Annotated in this window: 15 protein-coding genes; 9 read left to right on the top strand and 6 right to left on the bottom strand. The window is 75.6% G+C overall.

Translation table 11 applies throughout. The features are described from left to right. Nucleotides 1–73 precede the first annotated feature (73 nt). Both ACH4PU_RS15770 and ACH4PU_RS15765 read left to right on the top strand, forming a co-directional pair. Nucleotides 74–526: a nuclear transport factor 2 family protein gene (locus ACH4PU_RS15770; RefSeq protein ID WP_398271728.1), complete on the top strand. Its 453-nt coding sequence runs from the start codon at nt 74–76 to the stop codon at nt 524–526. Continuing rightward, on the top strand, nt 523–1,401 hold the full coding sequence (locus tag ACH4PU_RS15765; RefSeq protein WP_398271726.1) for an ergot alkaloid biosynthesis protein: 879 nt from the start codon (nt 523–525) through the stop codon (nt 1,399–1,401). The genes ACH4PU_RS15770 and ACH4PU_RS15765 overlap by 4 nt, the downstream gene beginning before the upstream one ends. A gap of 152 nt (nt 1,402–1,553) precedes the next feature. On the opposite strand, the gene ACH4PU_RS15760 is transcribed toward ACH4PU_RS15765, so the two are convergent. The 3 genes from ACH4PU_RS15760 to ACH4PU_RS15750 form a co-directional block, all read right to left on the bottom strand. Next, a complete protein-coding gene (locus ACH4PU_RS15760; RefSeq protein ID WP_398271725.1) occupies nt 1,554–2,468 on the bottom strand; it encodes a trypsin-like serine peptidase in 915 nt (304 codons plus the stop codon). A gap of 119 nt (nt 2,469–2,587) precedes the next feature. Next, nucleotides 2,588–3,268, bottom strand: coding sequence for a DUF6585 family protein (locus ACH4PU_RS15755; RefSeq protein ID WP_398271722.1), 681 nt, complete (start codon nt 3,266–3,268; stop codon nt 2,588–2,590). A 238-nt stretch (nt 3,269–3,506) separates the two neighbouring features. Next, the gene (locus tag ACH4PU_RS15750; protein WP_398271720.1) at nt 3,507–6,623 is read right to left on the bottom strand and encodes a sacsin N-terminal ATP-binding-like domain-containing protein; all 3,117 of its coding nucleotides are present in this window, start codon (nt 6,621–6,623) and stop codon (nt 3,507–3,509) included. 270 nt (nt 6,624–6,893) lie between these two features. Here ACH4PU_RS15750 and ACH4PU_RS15745 point away from each other — a divergent pair, with 270 nt between their 5' ends. Both ACH4PU_RS15745 and ACH4PU_RS15740 read left to right on the top strand, forming a co-directional pair. Beyond that, nucleotides 6,894–7,139 (top strand): plastocyanin/azurin family copper-binding protein, encoded by a 246-nt coding sequence (locus tag ACH4PU_RS15745; RefSeq protein ID WP_398271718.1) that lies wholly within the window; start codon nt 6,894–6,896, stop codon nt 7,137–7,139. Between the two features lie 63 nt (nt 7,140–7,202). After that, nucleotides 7,203–7,457, top strand: coding sequence for a hypothetical protein (locus tag ACH4PU_RS15740; protein WP_398271715.1), 255 nt, complete (start codon nt 7,203–7,205; stop codon nt 7,455–7,457). Between the two features lie 217 nt (nt 7,458–7,674). Here the strand turns inward: ACH4PU_RS15740 and ACH4PU_RS15735 are convergent, their stop codons facing one another. Next, a complete protein-coding gene (locus ACH4PU_RS15735; RefSeq protein WP_398271713.1) occupies nt 7,675–8,583 on the bottom strand; it encodes a DUF3027 domain-containing protein in 909 nt (302 codons plus the stop codon). Nucleotides 8,584–8,927: 344 nt separating this feature from the next. Here ACH4PU_RS15735 and ACH4PU_RS15730 point away from each other — a divergent pair, with 344 nt between their 5' ends. From ACH4PU_RS15730 to ACH4PU_RS15715, 4 genes are all read left to right on the top strand, one after another. Continuing rightward, nucleotides 8,928–10,400: an MFS transporter gene (locus ACH4PU_RS15730; protein ID WP_398271711.1), complete on the top strand. Its 1,473-nt coding sequence runs from the start codon at nt 8,928–8,930 to the stop codon at nt 10,398–10,400. Nucleotides 10,401–10,673: 273 nt separating this feature from the next. Beyond that, nucleotides 10,674–11,129: a DUF2771 domain-containing protein gene (locus tag ACH4PU_RS15725; RefSeq protein ID WP_398271708.1), complete on the top strand. Its 456-nt coding sequence runs from the start codon at nt 10,674–10,676 to the stop codon at nt 11,127–11,129. Between the two features lie 2 nt (nt 11,130–11,131). Further along, nucleotides 11,132–11,968, top strand: a complete 837-nt coding sequence (locus ACH4PU_RS15720; RefSeq protein WP_398271706.1) for a futalosine hydrolase — start codon at nt 11,132–11,134, stop codon at nt 11,966–11,968. Continuing rightward, nucleotides 11,968–12,837 (top strand): 1,4-dihydroxy-6-naphthoate synthase, encoded by an 870-nt coding sequence (locus ACH4PU_RS15715; RefSeq protein ID WP_398271704.1) that lies wholly within the window; start codon nt 11,968–11,970, stop codon nt 12,835–12,837. Before ACH4PU_RS15720 ends, ACH4PU_RS15715 begins: the two co-directional genes overlap by 1 nt. Before the next feature lie 63 nt (nt 12,838–12,900). Here ACH4PU_RS15715 and ACH4PU_RS15710 read toward each other — a convergent pair whose 3' ends face one another. Beyond that, nucleotides 12,901–13,284, bottom strand: coding sequence for a cold-shock protein (locus ACH4PU_RS15710; RefSeq protein WP_185941479.1), 384 nt, complete (start codon nt 13,282–13,284; stop codon nt 12,901–12,903). Between the two features lie 345 nt (nt 13,285–13,629). On the opposite strand from ACH4PU_RS15710, the gene ACH4PU_RS15705 reads away from it, so the two are divergent. Next, on the top strand, nt 13,630–13,875 hold the full coding sequence (locus ACH4PU_RS15705; RefSeq protein ID WP_185941480.1) for a hypothetical protein: 246 nt from the start codon (nt 13,630–13,632) through the stop codon (nt 13,873–13,875). 62 nt (nt 13,876–13,937) lie between these two features. On the opposite strand, the gene ACH4PU_RS15700 is transcribed toward ACH4PU_RS15705, so the two are convergent. Further along, nucleotides 13,938–14,615 carry an HAD family hydrolase gene (locus ACH4PU_RS15700; RefSeq protein ID WP_398271699.1) on the bottom strand — a complete coding sequence of 226 codons (678 nt, stop codon included), beginning with the start codon at nt 14,613–14,615 and terminating at the stop codon, nt 13,938–13,940. Between the last annotated feature and the right edge of the window lie 375 nt (nt 14,616–14,990).

The following is a 14,990-nucleotide window of genomic DNA, read 5'->3' as shown; positions in this document are numbered from 1 at the left end:
CCGTCGGTCCGTTACGTTGAAACGGACCGCTGGTCCGCATCTTTCGGTTCCCCATCCTAAGGAGGACACCGCCATGACCCCACCCCACCTCACGGACGCGCCCCCGGACGCGGCCGCCGTCGTCCGGCGCGGCCTGGACCTGCTGCTGGCGAAGGACATGGGCGGCTGGGCGGCCCTCTGCCACGACGACGCGGTCGTCGAGTTCCCCTTCGCCCCGCCCGGCTACCCGCGCCGGCTGGACGGCCGGGCGGCCGTCGAGGCGTACGTGGCCGACTACACGGACCACATCGACCTGCACGCGTTCCCCACCGTCGGGATCCACCGGACGACCGCGCCGGAGACCGTGATCGTCGAGATGCGGGCCACCGGCCGGACGGTCGCCACCGGCGAGCCGTACGTCATGGACTACATCGCCGTCGTGACCGTCCGGGACGGCCGCTTCGTCCGCTACCGGGACTACTGGAACCCGCTCGCGCTGCCCGGCTCCACCCGCGACGCCAAGTCCGTCCCGGCGGACGCGGCATGACCGCCGGGACAATCCTCGTCACCGGCGCCACGGGAACCACCGGCAGCCGGCTCGCCGCCCGGCTCACCGCGCTCGGGCAGCCGGTGCGGGCGGCGTCCCGGACGCCCGCGGACGGGTCGCCCGGCTTCGACTGGTACGACCCCTCCGGCCACGAGGCCGCCCTGCGCGGCGTCGACCGCCTCTACCTCGTCCCGCCCGTCGCCGCGTCCGACCCCGCCGCCGTGATGCTGCCGTTCCTCGGACGCGCCCGCGCGGCGGGCGTGCGGCGCGCCGTGCTGCTCAGCTCGTCCGCGCTCCCCGCCGGCGGGCCGGGCGCGGGAAAGGTCCACGCGGCGCTGGCCGACGGCGTGTTCCCGGAGTGGGCGGTGCTCCGCCCGTCCTGGTTCATGCAGAACTTCGGCGGCGGCCACGCGCACGCCCGGAGCCTCCGCGAGCACGGGGAACTGGTGACGGCGACCGGCGACGGACGCGTCGCCTTCATCGACGCGGACGACATCGCGGCCGTCGCCGCCCGCGCCCTCACGGACCCGGCGGCCCCCTGCCGCGACCTCGTCCTCACCGGCCCGCGCGCCCTGAGCTACGCCGAGGCGGCGGCCGTCGTCGCGGACGTCACCGGCCGTCCCGCCCGCCACCGGCCCGTTCCCGCCGCCGAGTTGCGGGCACGGCTGGTCGCGGACGGCTTGCCCGGGCCGTTCGCCGCCCTGCTCACGCAGCTGGACGAGGACATCGCGGCGGGGGCGGAGGACCGGGTGACGGACGAGGTGCGACGGATGACGGGGCGCGAGCCGCGCGACTTCCGCGTGTTCGCGGCGGAGGCGTTCGCGCGGGGCGCGTCGGGCGTGCCGGGCGGGGTGAGCGCGCGGGCCTCCGCATAGTGCGGGCACGCCGCGGCCGGGCGCTCCGCGGACGCCTCGCTCCGACGGACGCCTCCCTCGCTCCGGACGGACGCCTCGGAGAAGGGGTAGACGGGAGGCCCGGGGAGACGCCCCCGGGCCTCCCCCAGGGGACGCGCCCACGTCAGCCCGGCTCAGCCGCGCTGCGCCCGCTCGTAGACGGCCTTCGCGACCGCGCCGAAGCGGGGGCCGGACATCGTCCGGCTGCCGTCCGGGGAGTCGCCGTGGCTGTTGACCGACACCAGCGTCCCCAGACCGGACTTGGCGTCGAAACCGGCCAGCCAAGGGCCGCCGCTCGACCCGCCCGCCATGTCGCAGGGGATGACCACCTCGTCGTCGGGTCCCGCCTTGGTCGTCCCCGTGCAGGTCAGCAACTCCTCGCCGCGCTGCGGGCGGGACGCCGGGTAGCCGAAGGACGTCACCTTCTCGCCCGGCTTCCGGTCGAACGCGATCGACTGGCCGCCGACCACGTCCGTCAGCTTCCGGCCCTTGAGCGGATCGACGGTGAGCGCGGCGACGTCGCCGACGGCATCCTGAGCCCAGGAGGCGGGCGTCACGGTCCTCGCGACCGGGAAGACGCCGTACGGGCGCTTCCCCTTGTCGTAGCCCGGTACGAACACGAGGTCCGTGTACGTGTTGACGGGCGAGGCCGGCCGGCGGACGCAGTGCCCGGCCGCCATCACCACGGAACGGTTGCCGCCGCGGACGGCGGTGGCCGTGCACCAGGTGTCGTCGCCGTTGGCGTTGACGAAGAACAGCCGCCCGACGGTCTTCATCGGCGTGCCCTTCCAGGGCTTCGCCAGCGGCCCGGTCTTCCCCAGGTCCACGGCCAGGCCGGTCTTCCGCATCCGCTCCGGCGTCCAGTAGGCGAGCGCCTCCGCGCGCTCCTTCGCCGTGTACGCCACCTCGGCGACGGCCGGCGCGGCGGCGCTCCGGCCCGTGCCACCGGAGGAGGTGGCCGAGGCGGAGGCGGGAGCGGCAACGGCCGCAACGGTGACGGTCAGAACGGCGGCGGCGAGCCCGCGGCGGGCGGGACGGGGAGCGCGCATGGGGACGGTGTCTCCTGACGGGACGTGAGGGGCGGCTGTGTCAGGCGGGGAGACGAGGGCGGAGGCCGCGCGGTTCCTCGGGCGCGCCTCCACGGCGTCATCCCCGCCCCGCCCCCGGCTCAGCCTATGCGCGGCAGCGGCTCCCGCAGCTCGGCGAAGAGCGCCAGGAACACCTCGTAGTCCGGCACGACCCCCAGCTCCCGGGCGCACTTCTTCGTCCAGCCGCCGGCCAGTTCCACCGTCACCCAGCCCTCCTTCACCCGCGCCGGCCCGACGAGCTCCCAGGGCACCGGCTTCTTCCCCTTCCAGATCAGGCCGCCGGGGCTGAGGCCGAAGTCCCCGAAGGAGACCTCACCTCCCTGGCGGAGCCGTTCCCGGGCGGCCGGCAGGCGTCGGGAGGCGACGTGTTTGCGGAGCGCCTCGCCCAGCCCGTAATACCGGTGTCCGTGGTCGCCCTGACGCTTGTAGTAGGCGTCGAGTTTCAGCGAACCGCCGTTCGCGCAGGCGATGGTGAAGGTGAAGTACGTCGCGTCGTACCGGCCGTTGTACGTGCGCTCGGTGACCTTCGCCGTCACCTCGGTCATGTCGGCGAGGTGGAACGCCAGCGCCGGCTTCCCGTGGTCGTGGCGGACGACGCCCCGCGCGAACTCGTAGACCCTGTTGGGCTTTTTGCGCGAGAAGCCGTTCGTCAGCGCGTACACCTCGAGCAGTTCCCCGAGGTCACGGCGTTCGGCGGCCTCCCGCGCCTCCGGCGTGAAGACGCGCCAGTCGCCTTCTCTGGCCAGCAGAATTTCCGGCATGCGGCACCCCCGTGCGTCCGATCGGATACCGGGCAGCGTAGCGCCGGAGGGGCGTGCGCGTCCCGCCCGCTCCGGTTCCGCACCACCCGGGCGTGCGCGTCAGGAGAGCGCGCCCGGGCCGTCGCCCGGTTCGGCACGGCGCCGTACGCGGTGGGGGCGGAGGGCGCCCCGCCGCACCACCGCGTACGGCCTCATCCGCCGTAAGAGCCCGTCGCCACGGCGCCGTTGCGCACGGGCGTCAGTCGAACCACCGGTCCCGCGCGAGTTCCGCCGTCCGCGACGGGTCCTCCAGCAGCGCCGCGGCCTCGAAGCGGCGGGACCAGTGGCCGGCCGCCCAGGCGAGACCGGCGGCCACACCCTCCAGGGTGGTGGCGTGCAGGACGCCGTCGGAGCCGAGCCGCCAGTCCAGCTCCACGCCGCCGACGTGGAGTTCCTCGTGCTCGACGTACGTGGTCGGCGCGTCCGGCAGCAGGACGCGGACGCCGTCGGGCACCTCGCGGAGTTCTCCTGCGCTCGCCTCCACCACCGCGGGTACCGCCTCGCTCAGCCGTCGCACCTGCAACAGCTCCGCGAGGTCGGCGGCGCGGTCCGGGCGGACGGGCAGCAGCGGCAGGCCGGCGGCCAGCGGGAGGAGGTCGGGCGCGTCGGCGACCAGCGCGTCCGCCGCGTCGACGACCCGCACCTCGCCGTCGACGACGGCCCGCAGGTCGTCGGGGAGGGTCACGTCCTCGGGGTCGAGCGCGGCCAGCAGGCCGTAGAGGGCGTGCAGCCGGTCGGCGCGCACCGGGCGGTCCGGGTCGGCGAGGCGGGCCAGCAGCTCGGCGGCACCGCCCGGTTCGTCGAGCAGGGCCGCAGCGGTGGTACGGATGCCGAGGGCGCGCAGCACCTGCTCGTCGGCGAACCCGGTCGCGTCCGCCTCCTCGTACAGGCCCTCCAGCAGCGGGTCGCCGCCGGCGGCGCGCAGCCCGGCGGGGCGGCGGCCGTCGAGGACCGGGTGGCCGCGCAGCCACCAGGCGGTGTACGGGCGGACGCTCTCCGTCGTGCCGTCCGGCAGCAGGACGCGGACGGGCGCGGTGAGCGCGTCGCGCAGCGGCGGCCGGGACAGCAGGGCGAGGGCCTGCGGCCAGGCGTCGTCGGCGACCAGGTCGAGGTCGCGGACGGCGGTGAGCTCCGTCGCCACGGGCGGCACGGGCGTTTCGGGGAGCCCGTCGAGGACGTCCTCGCACCACACGTCGACGGCGTCCAGCAGCCCGGCGTCGTCGGGCTCGGGGAAGTCTCCGTCGCGCGGCTCCAGTTCGTCCGGGTCGAGGACGACGTCGGCCGCCCGGACGAGGGCGAAGTCCGCCAGGACGCCGACGGCGGTGAGCGGCCGCGCACCCCAGCGCTCGGCGAGCGCGGCGTCGCAGGCGGCGAGTTCGCCGGGGCGGATGACCTGCTCGAACGGGCTGCCGGGGAGGACGAGTTCGCCGGCCGGGGCGAGTTCGCCGTCCTCGTCGGGGAGGGCGAGCGCGGCGAGCCACGGCTCGTCGCCGGGCGCGAGGTTGGCGTCGCGGACGAGCGCGAGGACGGTGTCGGCGAGCTCGTCGGGGTCGAGGGCGTCCTCGTCCCACGCCTCCGCCGCGTCGAGCGAGTGCGCCACCGCGGCGCGGACCTGCGGGGTGGTGAGCACCGCGCGGGGCGAGGACGGCGTGGCGCCCAGCTTCTCCAGCAGCGGGTGGGCCGCCGCCGGGTGGGCGATCTTCAGGCCGAGCCGGGACAGCCGCTCCGCGCCGGACGCCGCCTCGGCGTCGGCGGGCGGCAGCAGCACCTGGCGGGGGCCGATCGCGGTGCGGCTGCCGTCGGCGAGGGGGACGGGCAGGCCGCTGAGCCGGTCCGGGTCCACCCCGGCGAGGCTGTCGTACAGCCGCCACCACCACTCCGCCGTCCGCTCGACGCCCGCGAGCCGGTCGATGGTCTCCCCCAGCGACACCCGCGCCACACCGAGCGCACGCAGCTCCTGGCGGCGCTCCAGCCCCGCCGGCAGCAGGCTGCGGAACAGCTCGCCGAGCACGGCGACGGTGGCCGCGCTCGCGCCCTCCACGATCTCCGCCTCGGCAGGCCGCAGCGCGTACGGTTCTTCACCATCCGGCGCGGCGGACGCGCTCGGCAGGAACGCCACCCTCGGCAGCCGCTCCAGCACCAGGCTGCGCAGCTCCGCGTCGAGCGGGCTCTGCGCCAGCGGCGACGGGACGAGGTCGAGGATGCCGACCGACACGGGCCGCCAGTCGCGCAGCAGCGCGGTGTACGCCTCGGCGGCGCGGCCCACCAGGAAGTCGGTCAGCGGGCCGGGCGCGGCGTGCCGGCGCGTCGGGTCCATCGGGAACGTGGCGATCAGCAGGGCGGGCAGGCCCAGCGGCTCGTCGGTGGGCGTCGGGGCGTGCAGCACCGGCGCGGTCCGCGGGCGGGCCGGGGCGCCGTCCGGGCCCACGGGGACGGCCCAGGTCAGCGCCCAGTTCGGGCGCAGCCGCTCCTCGACCGGGCGGTCGGCGAGCAGCGCCGGGTCCAGCCGCCCGCCGGCCCGCTCGACGCGCCAGCGGGTGGTCTCCCCCGCGCTGTCCTCGACGACGACGTGCCCGGCCTCCTGATGCGTCGTCAGGGTGCGGGGTGCCGCGCCCGGCAGCTCGACGACGAGTTCCCGCAGCCCGGGGAGGGCGAGCAGCAGGGCGTCGTCCACGCCCGCGAGCAGCCGCTCGGCGAGATCCTGCGCGGCGCCGTCGCGCAGCGGCAGCACCACGACGGTGTCGTAGCCCTCGGGCGCCGCGCCCTCGGCGGGCAGCGGCAGCCGGAGCAGCGGGACGTGGCCCTCGCGGCGGCGCAGCTCGTCGCCGAGTGCGGGCGCGCCGGCCGCGGTCTGCTCCGCGAGGCCGCGCGCCTCCGCCAACGACCAGCGGACACCACCCGAACGGCTGAGGACGGCGGGCTCGTCGCTGACGGCCAGGACGGCCGCGAAGCCGACGCCGAAGCGGCCCGCCGCGCCCGTCTCCTCCCGCTTGGCCGACGCCCGCAGCGTCGCCAGCGACTCCACTCCCGCCGCGTCCAGCGGCGCGCCGGTGTTCGCGGCCGCGAGGACGGCCGGGCCGTCGGCGTGCGCCGGGTGCAGCGTCAGCCGCAGCCGGCCGGGGACGCCCGCGCGGGCGGCGGCGTCGGCGGCGTTCTGCGCCAGCTCGACGACGAGACGGTCTCGGTAGCCGCCGAGCGCCAGGTCCTCCTCGGCGTTGGCGTCCTCCCGGAACCGGGCCGCCGACGCCGCCCAGGCGTCCAGCACCCCCCGGCGGAGGCGGCCGGTACCGAACGGGTCCGTCGCTGTGCCGCTCACGTCGTCTCGTCTCCTCTGCGTGGAGCTTTGCCCACGGGGTGGGCCTTGCAAGGGTGAACGTACCGTGCGGGTGTTCGCGGGGGCGGCGGGGTGGGAGGGCCGGGACGTCAGGAGCCCTCGCCGCCGGCCCCCGTCACCCACGGGCGTCCCGGGAAGACTCCGGGGTGTCTCCGCCGGACTCGTAAGGGTGACAGGCCGGTTGGGGCGGGCGGCGGCGGGGCAGGTCCCCCCGTCCGGCGGGTCACACCCCCGAGACGAAAGGGGAACCTCATGGCCACGGTCTCCATCCGCGATTTCTCCTTCATCCCCGGCCAGTTGACGGTCACCGCCGGTGACACGGTCACCTGGACCAACGACGACGGCACCGACCACACGGTGACGGCCGACGACGGCTCCTTCGACTCGGGCCCCTTCGGCCCGGGCGGCACCTTCGCCCACACCTTCGCCCAGAGCGGGACGTTCCCGTACCACTGCGAGATCCACCCGGAGATGCGGGGGACGGTCACGGCCGGCTGAGGACCGGCCCGCGTCTCTGCGTCGCCCCGCGCGCGGCGATCCCACCGGCGTCGGAATCGCCGTATGGGCAAGCCGGCAAGCATCAAGACCACGGAAGAGGTCCGCGACCGCCCGCGGGTTCTCGCGGCGGAACGCGGCACGGCCGTCACCGAGTTGCCGAGGGACCCCGCGGCGCGCGAACACGCCGCGGCGGAACGGGAGCAGCGCGCCCGGGAGGCCGCCCGCGAGCTCGGCATCGAGCACACCGAGCCGGTGCGGCGAGCCGGCCGGGACGCCTGGGCCGCGATCCGCGCGCACCAGGGCACCGGCACCGCGTGAGCCTCACCGGCCGTACCGGATCACACCGCTCGGCCGCCCGGTACCGGGCCGGTCCGTTCTTCACCGGCCTGTACGTGGAGACCGGCAGCACTCCGCCGGCCCCCGGCCGACCGGAAGGCCACCGCGTCCGTCCGGCGGCCGGCTCGCGGGCGGGACGGTCACGGGCGCGCCGCCGCCGGCCGGACCCTCCCGCCTTCGCCACACCCCGCGCGAGCGGCTACGCGTGCCCCAGGTCATCGTCCGCCTCGTCGGACCCCCGCGCCGTGTCCCCCATCGGCAGCACGTCGACGACCGTCTCGTCGATGACGGGTGGCGCCGGGCGCGGCGGCTTGGGCATGACGGCGGCCTCGGAGTGGCCGCCGCAGCCGTAGGAGAGGGAGACGACGTGGCCGTCGGCGGCGCCGAACTCGTTGCCGCAGACGCCGAAGGCCTGGCCGAGGGAGCCGCCGATCGGGATGAGGAAGCCGCAGCTGACGCAGGGGGCGGGGGCGGCCTGGGCCATGGGCGTCTTGGCGCCGTGCGACTCGTCCCAGCGGTCGGCGGCGATGTGCAGGCCGTAGCGGGACAGGACGCGGGCGCGGCGCATGCCGAGCTCTTCGGCGAGCGAGGTGAGGGAGCCGCGCGCGGGGGCGGTCGGCTGGGCGGCGGGCGGGCCGGGCGCCACCTCGGCGTCCTCCGCGTCGGCGAGGTCGGCCAGCTCGTGGGAGAGCGCCGCGGGGGCGACGACGGAGTTCGGCGGCGGCTCCTCCGCGCCCGTCCAGCCGGGCTCCAGCCGCAGGTCGTCGGACTCGGTGGGCAGCAGGTCGCCGGGGCCGAGGTCGCCGGGGCGCAGCCGCTCGCTCCAGGGCACCCATTCGGGGGCCAGGAGGGCGTCGGGGCCGGGCAGCAGGACCGTCTCGTCGAGCGTGACGTTCTTGGCGCGGGAGGCGCGGGCGACGGTGACGGCCCAGCGCCAGCCGCGGTAGCCGGGGTCGAGGCAGCGGAAGTAGTGCGTGACGACGCGGTCCCCGTCGGCGGTGACCTCGACGTGGTCACCGACCTGCCCGGGGTGCGCGGCCTCCTCGGCCGCCGTACGGGCCAGTTCGACCGCCTCGGCGCACAGGCGGTCCGGGGTACGGCTTCGCATCGCAGCACTCACAAGAATCGATTCTCTCTTCCACGCCGTCTCACGAGTGCGCCAGCCGAGCGGCCGGGCCGGCGGACGGAGCGGACCGGAGGACCGCGTCGACGTCCGCGCCCGAACGGCCTCGGGCGCACCTGGTCATGTCCATTCTGCGGGATCGAGACTCGGCGCGCGGCCAAGAACGACCGCTGGTGGCGCGTGGGGCACGCTACCTCGGGTGACCACCCGGGGGATACCCGGGTTTCGGTGAGCTCCCCGGGTCGCTCCGGTACGCCCCCGGGAGCCCCCGGCCGAAGCGACCACGCCGAGTGTGCCGTACTCCGCTCCAGGTGGGGCAAGATGACGTCGTGGGTGTCATCCGGTCAGCACATGGCGGTCCGCTCCGCCGGGGCGGCCGGAGCGTCGGCCGTGCCCTGCGCGCGCCCGTCGCGTTCGCCGCGCGCGGTATCCGCAAGGCGACGCACGCGCACGGCGCGGGCGAGTCGGGCCTGGCCAAGCTGATCGAGCTGCACGCGGTGCACTCCGCGGGCGACATGCTCATCACGATCGCGCTGGCCTCGACCGTCTTCTTCTCCGTCCCCACCGACCAGGCCCGCGGCCGGGTGGCGCTCTACCTGGCGATCACCATGGCCCCGTTCACCCTTCTGGCCCCGGTGATCGGCCCGCTGCTGGACCGGCTCCCGCACGGGCGCCGGGCCGCCATGGCCGCGGCGATGATCACCCGGGTGGTCCTGGCCCTGACCATGACGGGCGCGGTCGCCACCGGCGGCCTGGAGCTCTATCCGGCGGCCCTCGGGGTGCTGGTGGCGTCCAAGGCGTACGGGGTGGTGCGGTCGGCCGTCGTGCCACGGCTGCTGCCACCGCGGATCTCGCTGGTGAAGGCGAATTCCCGGGTGACGCTGGGGGGACTGCTGGCCACGGGAGTGGCGGCCCCGCTCGGAGCGGGGCTGCACCACCTGGGGCCGGCCTGGCCGCTGTACGGCGCGTGTGTCGTCTTCCTGCTGGGCGCCTACCTGTCGCTGTCCCTGCCGCACGTGGTCGACTCGGCGAAGGGCGAGGCCCGCGCCCGCCTCGCGTCGGACGAACACCGGCGTCACCGGCCCCACCTGCCCGGACGCAGCCGGCCTCCCGCCCTGCCGCGACGGTCCGCCCCGAGCGGGCGCGGCCCCGGCCCGTGGCGGGCGTGGCGGGAGCGGCGGGCGCTCCGGGAACGCCGCCCCAAGCCCGGGCTGCGTACCGTCGGCCGCTCGGTGCTGCACGCGCTCCAGGCGAACAGCGCGCTCCGCATGCTGTCCGGTTTCCTCACCTTTTTCCTGGCGTTCCTGCTCCGCGTCCACCCGCTGAGCGGGCTGAGCCCGGCGTTCTCGCTCGGCATGGTCGCGGTGGCGGCCGGCGGGGGGAACGCCCTCGGCACCGCGATCGGCGCGCTGCTGCGGTCCCGCGGCCCGGAGAAGACGATCGCCGTCGTCCTCACCGCGGCGCTGGCCTCGACGGTCGTCGCGGCGGTGCTGACCAACGCGTTCTTCATCGTCCTCGTCGCGGCGGTCGCGGGCATCTCGCAGGCGCTGGGCAAGCAGTCGCTGGACTCGCTGATCCAGCGCGATGTCCCTGAGGAGGTCCGGACGTCCGCGTTCGCCCGGTCGGAGACGCTGCTCCAGATGTCGTGGGTGCTCGGCGGCGGCATCGGCATCCTGCTGCCGCTCAACGGCGTCCTCGGCATGGCCGTGGCCGCCGGGTTCCTGGCACTGGGCGTGGCCACGGCCGTCCGGGGCCTGCTGACGGCCGCACGGCGGGGGACGCCGCATCCGCGGGTGGCGTGACGCGTGCAGGGCGGCTGACGCCGGGCGACGGGCCGGTGCGGCTCGCCGTACAGGCGGGACGCGGTGACACGGCGACCCACGACCGTCTGACACGGCTCGCCACACCCCCGCGACACGGTGACCCACGACCGCCCGGCCGCAGCCCGACGCACCCGCGCGCCGCGTGCCCCAGGGCCCCTCCCCGCCCCCGTACGCCGCCCGATCCCCGGCGGTCCGACGCGGCTCGCCGCACCCGCGCGACACGGGATTGACGTGGCCAGATAGCCTGCCCGCATGACCGCTGCGTTTTTCCGGGGCAGAAGCCGCCGCGCCGCTGCCGCACTCGGGGCCGTGACCTTCGGTGTCGTCGCCCTCTCCGCCTGCGACAAGCCGACTCCGCTGACGACGCTGACCGCCGACAAGTCCGAGGTCCACTCCGAGGCCGCCTGCTACGACGGCAAGGGGGGCATCGAGCAGTCGGACATCGCCGACTGCCTGGCCAAGGGCGGCAAGACCCTCAAGGTGCCCGCCGACGGCCTCCTGCACCTCGGCGTCGACCCCAAGGTCGCCAAGAAGGGCTGGTTCATCGTCTCCGGGACCCAGCGGAGCGACGTCTCCACGCGGACGTACCGCACCCTGTCCGCCTCGTCCTTCCTCCAGGGCACGGACGAGGCCAAGATCAGCATCTTCATGGTCGGCGACAAGAAGACGTACGGCGTCTGGAACTACACGCTGAAGAACGACAGCTGACGATGCGCGTCCTCGTCGTCACCGCCGTCGCCGCCGAGCGGTCGTCCGTGACGGCCGCCGCCGGTCCGGCGGAGCCGGAGGGGCCCGAAGAGGTCGCGCTGCCCGGCGGCGCCGTCCTGCACCGGATACCGGCGGCCGGCGTGACGTACGACGTGCTGGCGGCCGGGGTGGGTCCCGCCGCGGCGGCGGCCGGCACGGCCACGGCCCTCACGGCGGCGGCGCTCGCCGGCGCCCCGTACGACCTGGCGGTCTCGGCGGGCATCGGCGGCGGCTTCGCCCCCGGGGCGCCGCTCGGCGGTCTCGTCGTCGCGCGCCGGATCGTCGCCGCCGACCTGGGCGCGGCCACGGCGGACGGCTTCCTGCCCGTCACCGAACTGGGCTTCGGCGTGGACGCGCACCCGGTGGACGACGCGCTCGTCCACGCGGTCGGCGCGGCGACGGGCGCCCGGCCCGGGGCCGTACTGACCGTCTCCACCGTGACCGGCACGGCGGCCCGCGCCGCCGAACTGGCCGGCCGGTACCCGGACGCCCTGGCCGAGGCCATGGAGGGCTTCGGCGTGGCCGAGGCCGCGGCGGCGCACGGTGTGCCGGTGCTGGAACTGCGGGCCGTCTCCAACGCGGTCGGCCCGCGCGACCGGGCCGCCTGGCGCATCGGGGACGCCCTCGCCGCGCTGACGGAGGCGTTCCGGGCGATGGGGCCGGCGCTGACGGAACGGACGCCGGCGGCGTCGGAAGCGGTACGACCTGACGAAGCCTCCGCCGTCACATCCGCTGCCACTTCCGCCGTCACTTCCGCCGTCACTCCAGAGGACATCACCGAGGAAGGCCGCCGAGACTGATGGACCAGCCGACCGTGGACCAGCCGATCCGCATCGCCTACTCCCCCTGCCCCAACGACACGTTCGTCTTCGACGCCTGGGCGCACGGCCGCGTCCCCGGCGCGCCGCCCCTCGACGTGACGTTCGCGGACATCGACGTCACCAACGGCATGGCGGAGCGCGGCGAGCTCGACGTGCTCAAGGTGTCGTACGCGGTGCTGCCGTGGGTGCTGGAGGAGTACACGCTGCTGCCCTGCGGCGGCGCGCTGGGGCGCGGTTGCGGGCCGCTGGTGCTGACCGCCGGCGGGATCACCGACCCGGCGGAGCTGACCGGCCGGACGGTCGCGGTGCCGAGCGAGCGCTCGACCGCCTATCTGCTGTTCCGCCTGTGGGCGGCGGCCGAGGTGCCGGGCGGCGTGGGCGAGATCGTCGTCCTGCCGTTCCACGAGATCATGCCGGCGGTGCGGGACGGCAAGGTGGACGCCGGTCTGGTCATCCACGAGGCCCGGTTCACGTACGCGAACTACGGGCTCACCCGCCTCGCCGACATGGGCGAGCACTGGGAGGCCACCACCGGCCTGCCCATCCCGCTGGGCGCGATCATCGCGAAGCGCTCGCTGGGCGCGGAGACGCTGCGGCGGCTGGCCGAGGCGGCCCGGACGTCCGTGCGGATGGCCTGGGACGACCCGGAGGCGTCGCGTCCGTACGTCATGGAGCACGCCCAGGAGATGGATCCGGCCGTCGCCGACCAGCACATCGGGCTGTACGTCAACGAGTTCACCGCCGGCCTCGGGGAGAGCGGCTACGCGGCGGTCCGCGGCCTGCTGACCCGGGCGGCGGCGGAGGGTCTGGTACCGGCCGTGGGGCCGGACGCGCTCAGCTTCGTCTGACGCGCGCCCGGGATCCGTCCGGTCCGGTCCGGCCGACGGGCGTCCGGCGGCCGTGCCGATCGGTCAGACGTCCAGCTGGTCCGCCACCGCCCGCAGCATGTTGGCGATCTTGGATCCCGACGCCTTGTCGGGGTAACGGCCGCGCTCCAGCTGCTGGGTGACGTTCTCCAGGAGGGTGGTCAGGTCCTGGACGATCGAGGCCAGCTCGTCGGGCTTGCGGCGCTGCGCCGCGGCCACGGAGGGGGTGGGGTCCAGGAGCGTCACGGAGAGGGCCTGGTCACCGCGCTGCCCGGCGACGACGCCGAACTCCACGCGCTGGCCTGGCTTGAGGGCGTCGACCCCGTCCGGGAGCACCGAGGAGTGTACGAAGACGTCTCCGCCGTCGTCACGGGAGAGAAAGCCGAAGCCCTTCTCGCTGTTGAACCACTTGACCTTGCCGGTAGGCACGTCTGTCCTCGTCCTCGTACTCGTCGGAAATCGGAAACGGTCGGAATGTATCGGAAACGGTCGGTAAGTGTGGGAAGTTATCGAAACATCTGAAAGCAAGTAAAAACGGCTCTGGACAGCACGGCAGCGGGTCGCGAAACCCGCTGAACCGAAGCCAGAACCAAGGCTAATGGTCCCGGGCCCGGTGACAAGACGTCCTCAGGTCGTACCTCTGCGCGTCCGGCGCGCCTCCGGTGATGTCCGCTCCCGCCCCGCCGTCGGGCGGTCCCTCCGCGCCGCTCCTGGTCACAGCCCTGCCGGGCAGCCGCGGGCGCACGCCCGCCACAAGGCAACTACCCTGCTCGGGTGAGCAACGAAACGCCCCGGGCCGGGGATCTGCTGGTGCGCGCTGGCGCGATCGTCTTCCTCGTGGGCGCAGTGGCCACCATGGCCACCGTCGCCCCGCTCTTCCTGGGCGCCGACCCACTGCCGTCGGCCGCCTACTTCGTGTGCATGCTCATGGGCGTCGGCTTCCTGATCGCCGCGGCCGGCGTCCTGCGCACCGCCGCCGACCAGCGGCGGCGCGCACGGGAGGCGACGGCGGCGCGCTGACCTCGGGCGCCGGGCAGGGACCGGACGGCCGGTCAGGCGTTCAGGCGTCAGGCGTTCAGGCGTCAGGCCGAAGCCGCGGCTTCCGCTGCCGCCTCCGCCACCTCCGCCCGGTGCGCGCGGAGCCAGCGGGGGAAGTCCGCGAGCCCGTCGAGGACGACGTCCGCGCCGGCGGCGCTCAGTTCGCCGGCCGGGCAGGGGCCGGTGGCGACGGCCACCGACAGGGCGCCGGCCGCGTGGGCGCCCCGGACGTCACCGGTGTGGTCGCCCACGTAGACGCCGGCAGCGTGCTCGCGCAGGGCGACCGCCTTCTGTTCGGCCCACAGGTCGCCGATCAGCGCGTCCGGCTCCAGGGCCAGGTGGTCGAGGTGGAGCCGGGCGTTCCCGCCGTGCTTGGCGGTGACGACGATCGACCGGCCGCCCAGTTCCCGTACGGCGGCGAGGGCCTCCCGGGCGCCGGGCATCGCGAGCGAGCCGGTGATCGCGAGCTCCCGGTACAGGGCGCGGTATCGGTCGGCCACCTGCGGCACGTCCGCCTCCGGGAACCACTCCCGCAGCTCCTGGAACAGCGGCGGCCCGAGCCGGCTGACCGCCAGCTCCGCGTCGATGAACACCCCGGTCTCGGCGGCCAGGGCCTCGTAGGTCGTCCGGATCCCCGGCCGGGAGTCGATCAGGGTCATGTCCAGGTCGAAGCCGACGGTGAAGGGGGCTGCCGGTACGGCGGCGCGGGGCTGCGTGGTCATGGGGCTCATTGTGCGCGTGGGGGACGGATTCCCGCGCGGGCGGGGTGGGGTGGGGCGCTGGGGCGACGGGCGGGGCGGATACGGGGCAGGGTTCACGGGCGGCGCGACGGCGCGACGGCGGCAGGGCCGTACGGTGGCGGATCCGTACGGCGGCGGACGGCGGACGGCGGACGGCGACCGTACGACGAGTCGGCGACCGAGCGCGGCGGCCCCCGGCCGGAAGAACTCCGCGCGCCCGCGTGCGGTCCCCGCACGCACGCCCCTCCTCGCCGCCCCGGCCCCCACCGTAGACTTAGCCTGACCTAACTCGGGCCTTTCGGTCAGAGCGGCCGTGTGCGCCGTCGCGCCCGCGTGGCACCCGCGCACGAGCCCTCG

The sequence above is a fragment of the Streptomyces sp. NPDC021100 genome (assembly GCF_044333095.1).
Classification (GTDB): Bacteria; Actinomycetota; Actinomycetes; order Streptomycetales; family Streptomycetaceae; genus Streptomyces.
This window is presented reverse-complemented; position numbering and strand designations above follow the sequence as displayed.